Annotated in this window: 8 protein-coding genes; 1 reads left to right on the forward strand and 7 read right to left on the reverse strand. The window is 64.0% G+C overall.

Features of this window, described 5'->3' with window-relative positions; translation table 11 throughout:
- The 7 genes from AC1D1G_RS36485 to AC1D1G_RS36515 all read right to left on the reverse strand — a co-directional run.
- The coding region (locus AC1D1G_RS36485; RefSeq protein ID WP_477955929.1) for a polysaccharide pyruvyl transferase family protein at positions 1–967 on the reverse strand (967 nt) is incomplete at its 3' end.
- Between the two features lie 72 nt (positions 968–1,039).
- Entirely contained in the window at positions 1,040–2,134 is a 1,095-nt protein-coding gene (locus tag AC1D1G_RS36490; RefSeq protein ID WP_283333429.1) for a DUF1972 domain-containing protein, read from the reverse strand.
- Positions 2,131–3,534, reverse strand: a complete 1,404-nt coding sequence (locus AC1D1G_RS36495) for an O-antigen ligase family protein (RefSeq protein WP_477955930.1) — start codon at positions 3,532–3,534, stop codon at positions 2,131–2,133. Before AC1D1G_RS36495 ends, AC1D1G_RS36490 begins: the two co-directional genes overlap by 4 nt.
- Positions 3,531–4,544: a glycosyltransferase family 2 protein gene (locus AC1D1G_RS36500; RefSeq protein WP_477955932.1), complete on the reverse strand. Its 1,014-nt coding sequence runs from the start codon at positions 4,542–4,544 to the stop codon at positions 3,531–3,533. Before AC1D1G_RS36500 ends, AC1D1G_RS36495 begins: the two co-directional genes overlap by 4 nt.
- Positions 4,541–5,626: a glycosyltransferase family 4 protein gene (locus AC1D1G_RS36505; RefSeq protein WP_477955934.1), complete on the reverse strand. Its 1,086-nt coding sequence runs from the start codon at positions 5,624–5,626 to the stop codon at positions 4,541–4,543. The genes AC1D1G_RS36500 and AC1D1G_RS36505 overlap by 4 nt, the downstream gene beginning before the upstream one ends.
- A 37-nt stretch (positions 5,627–5,663) precedes the next feature.
- The gene (locus tag AC1D1G_RS36510; RefSeq protein ID WP_283351725.1) at positions 5,664–7,178 is read right to left on the reverse strand and encodes a sugar transferase; all 1,515 of its coding nucleotides are present in this window, start codon (positions 7,176–7,178) and stop codon (positions 5,664–5,666) included.
- Between the two features lie 533 nt (positions 7,179–7,711).
- Positions 7,712–8,083, reverse strand: coding sequence for a hypothetical protein (locus tag AC1D1G_RS36515; RefSeq protein ID WP_317567865.1), 372 nt, complete (start codon positions 8,081–8,083; stop codon positions 7,712–7,714).
- A 190-nt stretch (positions 8,084–8,273) separates the two neighbouring features.
- On the opposite strand from AC1D1G_RS36515, the gene AC1D1G_RS36520 reads away from it, so the two are divergent.
- Positions 8,274–9,020 (forward strand): alpha/beta hydrolase, encoded by a 747-nt coding sequence (locus AC1D1G_RS36520; RefSeq protein ID WP_477955936.1) that lies wholly within the window; start codon positions 8,274–8,276, stop codon positions 9,018–9,020.
- Positions 9,021–9,152 lie beyond the last annotated feature (132 nt).

Here is a 9,152-nt window from a genome sequence, read left to right on the forward strand (position 1 = left end):
ACTTGGGGATACGGTCCAGACCGACCACGGYCGTTCCATAGGCGATCGCCGTGATACTTCCATGCAGGCTCGTGCCCACGTAGCACTCCGCCGACGCGATCTCCGCTGCCACGTCACGAACATTCGCCGGTTTGACCAGTCGCACCCGGTTCGTCGTCCTCGACAACTGTCGGTACAGGCGCCGCAGGGCGGTGAGATCCGAATGACCCCCTGCCAGCCCGATCGCCAGCAGGCTGATCTCGTATCGCTCCGACAGGGCGCGGAGTTGCGTGACGACCTCGTCCTCGTGACCCCGCAGCCAATGTCGCGAACATTGGAAGACCAGCGTCCGCGATCGCTTCTGCGTCGCGGGGAAGAGCCTGTCGATGACGGCGGCCGAGTCGGGCGCCAGATCCGCGTCGATTCCGTGAGAGCGCAGGATGTCGACGCTGGAATTGTCCCGCACGCTGAGGTATTTGCTGGCGCGGAGCGAACCGAGAACTCGGCTCCGATCATCGCCGGACAGGGTATCGACGCTCGTCGCACCGACGGCGTTGTACACCACGGGCATCTGCCGGCTCGTCGCTGCGTCCGGGACCAACGGCAGCTCCCATATTCCTCCCGCGAGGGTGCGGCAGACCCTCGACAGGTGCCTACGCGGAACGGACCGATGGAGAGCGGCGACCGCGAGGTCGAATCCGCTGGGGATCGAGTGCCGGGTCAGGTCGTACCAGGTCGCGCTCAGGACCTCCCCGCCGGCGACGATGCACCCCGTCGGGGGTTGCTCCGTGAAGCGTCTGCGCAGATCCCTCGCGCTGCCGGAGCGAGCGGTACCCCACCCGTCCCCCTGCGCGCCCCACAGCGCATAGTGCGACAGCGTGCCGCCACTCAACGCCGCCCAGCGGCTGTCCAGTACCAACGGGAACAGGAGGTCACCGTAATTGAATCGGTCGAATGCGCCGACACTGACGACGTTCGGTGGTGTCACTGTTCTCTCCGCAGCTTCATGGACACGTGGCGACGTCTGCTCGTGCGTCACTGCCGCACGCGGGCATTCGCATCACAGTGCACCGTACAACACCTTGGAATAGCTCTGGCATACCTGATCCCACGTGTAGTGGGTCCGCTGACGCCGTTCGGCAGCGACACTCAGTTCATCCATCAACGCATGATCCGACAGCACTCGATCCATCTCATACGCGATCTCGCGGGAATCCGGCTCGACGAAGGTCGCGGAATCCTGCAGAACTTCACGGTTGTACACCGTGTCCCGCGCGACGATCGGTGATCCACACGCCATCGCCTGAACCAAGGCCGGATTGGTCCCACCGACGCTGTGCCCGTGGAAGTAGGCACCGGCGTGCTGCCACAGGGCGAAGAGCTTGTCGTCGTCGCTGACATGACCCAACCAGTGGATTCGTTCGCTGGTCGCGGCCAAACTCTCGGCCCTGAGATCGAAGTCACCGCCGTAGCCGGAGGAACCGACGATCACGACGTCCCAACGTTCGCTCAACTCTCTCGCCGCATCGAAGAACTCACCCACCGTGTTCTCCGGCACGAAGCGTGCCACCATCAACGCATAGGAACGGTGCGGGAATCCCTCGACCGGATCCAGATCGTCGGGCAAGGTTCCGCCGTACGGGATGAATTCCCCCGTGCGGCCGAACCCGTCGCGCCACCGCCTCTCGATTTCGTGGGAGTCGTAGACGAGTTGGTCGCCGAATCGGGCAGTGAGTCGGGCGCCGGTCCGGAAGGCGGCTTTCGCTGCTTTCCCCCACTTCTCACGCTCCCACTCGATTCCGTCGACGTTCACCACCGTCGGAATTCCTCGCGCTTTCAGAAGCGGCAGCCAGTACCCGTTCGCCACGTTCATCACCAAGGCGACGTCGGGACGACGCCGGGATGCGTCGAGGCATGACGTGAGGCCGTAGGACAGGGTGCTCAGCGATTTGGACTCGACACCCCTCGTCGTCGCGCACTCGACGCGGAAGTCCCTGAACGGGTCATCGGGCTCGGTGCTCCCCGCACGCCCGTACACGGTGACGTCCCAGCCTTCGTCGGCCAAGTACGGCGCCAACCTCCGCACCAGGGTCTCGAACCCTCCGTAGTAGCTGGGATAACCCCGGGTTCCGATGATTGCGACCGAGTTGCTCATATTCTCTCGATTCCTGTCGTCTCGAGTGCGGACGGGTGTTCTTCGACCACGTTCTGTGCTGCTTCCCTTCCCGTTTCGCCTTCGTCCCGAGACGATGGACGAAGCAGCGACGCCAGAATGATCCACACGACGCTGAACCAGAACATGCTCGTGAGAGTCGCGGCCGCGATGAACGTCGCGGCGATGGCAGCGGCGATCGGCCGCCGGCGCCACGGCACGTGACGCCACACCACCGCACCGAATGCACTCAGAATCGCCAGGCCGACAATTCCCGCGTCGTACAAGATCTGGACCGGAAGCATGATGATGTGCCCTGACACGCCGGGCGACCCGGGTTGTTCATGGCGAAGGCCGAAGGTATTGGTGCCGTTACCGAACCAGAGGTGAACACCCCGGATGTCCTCCGCGGCTTCTCGTGCGACCGCCATGCGGAATCCAACCGTTCCACCGCTGAAGTCGATGTCCCCCAGCTTGTCCTGGGCCGGGCGCGATGTGTCGGTGCGCACCTCGGGCGCGGTCTCGTGACGGCTCGGCGAAGGTCGTTCCGTGCCGATGTCCGGAAGGACGGTCGCGGCTCCATAGGCGACCAGAACGCCGACGACGACGGCAACGGGGCCGAAGGTGAATGCTCGCAGAGGAGTGGGGTTCCGGCGGCGCCGCACAAGTTCGTAGCCAACGTAGACGGCCAATCCCATCACCATGCAGAACACCGCTGTGCGGGTCTGGGATGCGATCAATCCCAAGGGGACCGTCACCGCCGCCGCGATCATCCAACGCCGGTCGGTGCCCTTCCGGGCAACCAGCAACAGGGTCCAGAACACGAGGATCGCGGCGTAGATGTTCGCTTCCGTGGCAGACAGCCGGCTGACGTAGACGTCGTAGAGCGAATCGAGATTGGTTCCCCAAGACACACCACCCCCGGTTCGGTTGGCGATGAGATACATCGCGAAACCTGCGAAAGCCCAGGGAACGACGAATCGGATCCCGATGTTCTCGGCCCACACCGCTCGGGCGCCGAGCGACATCAGACCCGCCAGCAACAACAGATCGATGGTGAGCCAGCCCAGAATCGCCACACTCTTGCCCAGACTGGGCGAAAAAAGAACGGTCGACACCGCATTCCAGGCGATGAATGCGAGAAACGTCAGCACGACGGGATGCCGCAGTGTACGAAGAAGATCGAGTCGGGAACCGGGGTTGACGATCAACCAGCCCACGAACGCCACGGGCGCCACCTGCTCCCAGCGCACGGTGAAACCCGCAACATCGAACGAGTAGCGACCGAGAAACGATGCGGCGACAACCGCGCACACCAGCAGAAAGGTGACCACATCGTTGCGGCTGCGAGGTGCGCTGAAAAGGTCCGGTGCCGACACCTTCTGATCCGGCCCGCTCGTCACAGTGAACTCCTGCTCTCGCTCTCGGATGTCGTCCGAGCGGACGAGACCGCCAGAAGGTCCTGGGCGAACACACGAAACTTCACCGATTCGGCGCCCCAGTCGTTCTCCTGGTCGGACTCCGAGCCCGCGCGCAGTTTGTAGGCGGCGGAACGCGCGAACAGACCTCCCGCGACTGCCCATTTCCAACCGATGTTCTGCAATCGCGTGCGAGACAGGCGCAGCTTGTACAGGTCGTACATGTTGACTACCCAGGCCGAGTTGGGCACCCGCGACACCGTGGGCGTCGTCGAACTCTCGCCGATCAGATGAACCCCCGTTACCGAGGGCACCGTGACGACCCGCTCACCAGATTCCTTGACCCGCAAGCAGAACTCGATATCTTCCGCGTACATGAACCACCGACGGCTCAGTCCGCCCAATCGCATCCAGGTCTCACGTCGCACCAGCATGCACGCACCGGACACCCAGTCGACGTCCCTCGGTTCCACCGACGAGTGCCGTTTGAGGAGATACAGCCCTTCGACGAGCGGCGAATACCCTGCCAGTCGTGAAAGGCCGGAATAGTGGCACAGCACGCGCCACAGATCCGGTTGCCTGCCACACTCTCTGATAGCGAGCCGTTCCCCCGGTTTGTCGAGCAGCGGCGCGACTATGCCGATACTGCCGTCCGCATCGAGGGTCCGACCCAGCGCGAACACGCTCTCCGCGTCGACAACGGCATCGGGGTTCAGCAGAAGCACGTGTTCGCCCCGCGCCTCCGACACTCCTCTGTTGACCCCGCCGGCGAATCCGAGGTTCTCTTCACTTCGGATCACCCGAGCGCTCGGACACACCTCGGATACCCTGACGATCGTGTCGTCGATCGAATTGTTGTCGACGACAATGATGTCCAGCTCGGCACCGGATCCGAGCGCGGACAGGCACTGTTCGATAACGGCAGCGCTGTTGTACGTCACAATCACGACCGAGATCGTGCACCCGTCACCGCGCGCCTCTTCCGGTGCGCTCATGTCCATATCTCCTTGCCGATCTCGTCACGGAATCGGCGCACGCCGAACTGTGCCTCGAATCTCCGCCGCGCCTGGTTCGCGCGTTCCGTCGCGTCTTCGATCGAAAACTCCTCGAGCGCCTGCCGCCACGCCGCCACATCACCTGTGGGTACGAGACGCCCCACGTCGTCACCGATGATCTCGGGCAGACCGCCACTGTCACTGGCCAGCACAGCGCGTCCCGCCGCCATCGCCTCGATGGCTATGGTCGGCAACGGATCCGGCTTGATGCTCGGCACCAACACCAGATGTGCCGCATCGAGGTACTTGCGAACATTGTCGGTCTGACCGACTATCGACACGCTGTCGGGGCGTTCGAGTCGCCTTACGCGATCAACCACGTCGACAGACGCGCCGTTCAGGGGCGGCGCCCCCAAGACGATCAGTTCGATGTCCGACCGATCGAGACCGTCCCACGCGTCGAGGAGAACATCGTGCCCCTTCCACGTGTTCCACCTGCTCGCCACCAAGCACACAAGCCGCTCGTCGACGACGAACGGTGTCGGTTCCGGCAGCTCGAAACCGTTGTAGACCACTACCGATCGGCGGTCGAACTTTTCGGGCAGCGGAAGGCGGACGGCGTTGCTCACGCACACGATCCGTTGCGCGAACGACATGAACGGAGTCACGAAGAGCGCTGTCTTGCGATCCAGGAATTCGTGGAGATGCAGCACAGTTGCCGCACCGATGAGCCGCGCCAACGGCAGCATCAGAACCAGTGCCGACGTGTTGACGTACATCTTCGACGGCCGCGCACGCACCACGGCACCCGCTGTGCGAAGGAAGCGGCCGACCAGTCCGGGGAGCTCTCCGAGGCGGAGATACGAACGCCGGATCACGGGAAGTGGCATCCTGCGCACCGTATGCCCCAACTCGGCCAACGCAGTCGACAGCTCGTTCCCGGGATAGTCGACGTCGGTCGGCAGCCACACCTCCACGTCCCAATCACTCGGAACTTCGGTCAGAGCTTCCAAGAAGACCCGGTCGGCCCCGTACATCTCGTCGGAGGGATGCACTGCGATGAGCTTCTTCGGACGTCTCACGGTGCGGCCTTGCCGGGCGCGAACCTGACCCGCACCATCAGTACGCGCCGTCACTCGCCACCACAGCCTTCAGGGTCTTGGCGATGATCAGCATGTCGCCGACCATCGACCAGTTCTCGACGTAGGACAGATCCAGACGCACCGAGTCCTCCCACGACAGGTCCGAGCGTCCGCTCACCTGCCACAGGCCGGTAACACCGGGCTTCACCAGGAGTCGGCGATGCACCTCGCTCGCGTAGGACTCGACCTCGACCCGCAGGGGAGGTCTCGGTCCCACCACACTCATTTCGCGTCGCAGCACGTTGATGAACTGTGGCAACTCGTCGATGCTGAACTTGCGCATGACGCGGCCGACACGGGTGACACGCGGATCCTCCCGCAGTTTGAACAGAACTCCGGCACCGTCGTTGTGCCCGCTCAGGGTCGCGCGGTGCTTGTCGGCGTCGTCCACCATCGACCGAAACTTCAGCATCGGGAACGGCCTGCCATCCATGCCCATTCGTTCCGATTTGTAGAACACCGGCCCTCGACTCGTCAGCTTGACCGCCACCGCCGCGACAACCATCACGGGACTCGCCAGCACGAGCGCAACAATGGCAAAGATCAGATCGAACGACGTCTTCCCGAACCGCTTCGCGCCGTGATAGCGCGGCTTCTCCACGTGGATCAGAGGCAGACCCGCGACAGGTCGCATCTCGAGGCGCGGCCCGGAGACGTCCATCATTCCCGGAGCGACCACCATGTCGACGTCCAACTGCTCGAGGTCCCACACCATTTCACGAAGCCCGTGATGGCCGAGATGCTCGGTCGCCGTGACCGCGACGGTGTCGGCACCGGATCGCTCGATCGCATCGACGACGTCGTGCTCGTCGCCGAGGACCGGAATCGACCGTCCGTCCACGGTGATCGTGTCGTCGGACGACCGGTAATGAGCTGGGATACATACCCCGACCACGGTGTACCCGTCCGCTGTTCCACGGTCGAAGGTCCTTGCGAGGTTGCGCACGGAGTGTTCGCCTCCGACGACCAACACCGATGTCTGGCACAGCCCGCGCGCACGCTTGCGAGCGAGGACGCGGCGCCACATCCAACGGGTCAGCAGAAGACCGAGTAGACCCGTGGGGAATGCGATCGCCAGGTACAGCCGTGCCAATTCCAACTGCAGGAGGAGCGCTGCGATCGCGATGAGCCCGAACAGTCGTAGCGTCGCGGTGGCGATGCGTCGATACTCCTCCGGGCCACTCCCGACCACTCGTGGGGATCGCACGTGAAAGACGGCGAGCATGGCGAGCCACGACGCCACGAGAGCGACGGAAATCAGACCGTAGCTCACATTGCTCAGAGTGCGCGAGTCGACAAGAGACCCGGGGCCTCCGAAGCGCACCCATTGAGCCAGAGCCACCGCTGCCACCACGACGAGGGTGTCGGTGAGGAGAATTCGCCTGATGTACACGGCCAGCCAGTGTCGGCGTGCGACCCCTCGTTGCGCTGAAACCGCCGCAACGCTGTGAACAGCTGAAGATCTCTCCACAGTCGAGTTGAACGTCGCCATGCATCCCCTCCACTGTCGAACCGACCGTCGGCAGAGTGTGATGGTCGAGTCGGCCGTTTCACGACAGCGGATCTCCGGACGCGGACAGTGCCGTCGTCACCAACGAGCAAAAACCAGAAGTGCCCCGAGCACCGCCATGTAGATAGACGACTTCGAACATTCACAACGAGTGTGGACGCTATCAGCGCGATTCCGTCCTGTCTCATCCGCACCGGCGACATGAGACCGTGCGGTCTGCACTAAATACGGACTGAGCAGCGGTTATTCGCTCCTACAATTGGTTCGGGGACAGTCTTTTTCGGCAAACTGACCACAGGTGTTCGGGCAGAAGGATTTTCACGCAGTCAAGTCCGCATCAAGGCGTCTTCGCGCACTCGAAGTCCTGCCAACACTCGAATTGCATACCCAAAGTTGGCGATTGCGAGACGTATGCGATCCCATCACCGAATCGAAGATCAATTTTCACGAGCCAGCACCGAAATTCGGTGACTGACTCGAGAATTCGAACGGTCCGGCATCGACGCTCTCCCGTGTCACGCCCCGCCACGGTGGGGCGCGGCCGACGCACCGACCTGTGGCCGCCCCATTCGCGCCCGAACGCGGGCGGTCACCTGCCAGATCAAGGTCGTGTCATGGACGCTGATGCACGGCACGCCGAGCGCACGGGCGCGCTGAACGGCAGCCAACTCCTTCGGCGAACAACGTCCGTCCAGGATGTCCTCGGTGACGATGACGCAGAGCACGTCACCCTCGAGTTCGCGGATCGGTTCCATTCCGTGGAGGGCCACCCATTGCCGGACCATCGCCCACTGCGATACATCGTTGTAGCGGGTGGGATTGCCGACGAACAACACGCGGCGAGACCGCCGGGCTCGGGCGACCTCGATACTGGAGATGGGTGACATGCCGAAGGCTCCTGTCCACGTGAACGGCTGATCCCGGTACGGGACAACTCTCTCCCGGCGCGGCGCCGACGTCTGTCCCCCGATCAGGCGGTGCATCGGATGAATCTCGACTCCCCCGGTCAGGGGACACCCCCGCACGTGAGTGGCACAGTGTGCTCGGGTGCGCATCGGCACTCACCTGGGAGGTTGCATGATCACTGTTCTGTGCTGCCGCGGCATCGGTGAGGATCGGGGCGTCAACATGCTCACCAACACGACACAATTGCTGGATCCCGTGCGGTTCGTCGTCAAGCAGGTTCCGTGGGAGGCGAGCTACGGACCGGTGCCCGACCCGGGTGGTTCAGCGTTCGACAAGGCGCTGTCCGAAGGACGCGCACTCCTGTTGCGGATGATCGCGGAGGACCCGAATCCCGTTGTTCTGCTCGGCTACTCGGGCGGCGCCGCGCTCGCCGGCAACGTGGCGGCCGAAGTGGGACGGGGCCAGCACCCCGCCCTGGATGTGCGGGGGGTCGGACTGATCGCCGATCCCCTCCGGCCGGCGTCTCCGGACCTGCCGGGGTGGGGCATCGCCGGGCAACGCCCGATCACGGGGATGCCCGTGTGGCAGATCGCCGACCCACTGGACGCCATCTGCTGCTGCCCGGGCAACTCGCCGCTGCGCACGTTCGCAGACCAGTCGGCGGCCTTCTCACTCGCCGACCCGGCGGCATGGGTGACGGACCTCCTCGACCGGCTCCGTACCCGCCGGTGGCAGGCGGTGATTCTGAACTGGTGGCGCCCGTGGACGGTGTGGCAGCAATACGCCGAGGCCATCGACGACGTGAACGGCTACCTGTTCCGGGGCGACCACACCAGTTACCGGGTGCGGCTCGCCCCGGGCACCGACCGGACCTACTGCGCGCTGCTCGCGGATCGCGTCAACGAACTGACCGAGTGAGTGTGCCCGCGCAGGCGGAGTGCATCAGGGATTCTCCGGTGTCTGTTCCTCGTTTCCCGGCGGATCCTCGCCCTCGGCCTCGGGATCTTCTCCCTCGACCGGCGGCTCGGTCTCCTCGACCGGCGGCTCCTC

The organism is Rhodococcus sp. P3_B8 (genome assembly GCF_056402775.1).

Bases quoted from the DNA above. Each gene is read 5' to 3' on its own strand.
- AC1D1G_RS36515 (WP_317567865.1), bottom strand. From the start codon at position 8,083: ATGTCACCCATCTCCAGTATCGAGGTCGCCCGAGCCCGGCGGTCTCGC.
- AC1D1G_RS36510 (WP_283351725.1), bottom strand. From the start codon at position 7,178: ATGGCGACGTTCAACTCGACTGTGGAGAGATCTTCAGCTGTTCACAGC.
- AC1D1G_RS36490 (WP_283333429.1), bottom strand. From the start codon at position 2,134: ATGAGCAACTCGGTCGCAATCATCGGAACCCGGGGTTATCCCAGCTAC.
- AC1D1G_RS36500 (WP_477955932.1), bottom strand. From the start codon at position 4,544: ATGAGCGCACCGGAAGAGGCGCGCGGTGACGGGTGCACGATCTCGGTC.
- AC1D1G_RS36520 (WP_477955936.1), top strand. From the start codon at position 8,274: ATGATCACTGTTCTGTGCTGCCGCGGCATCGGTGAGGATCGGGGCGTC.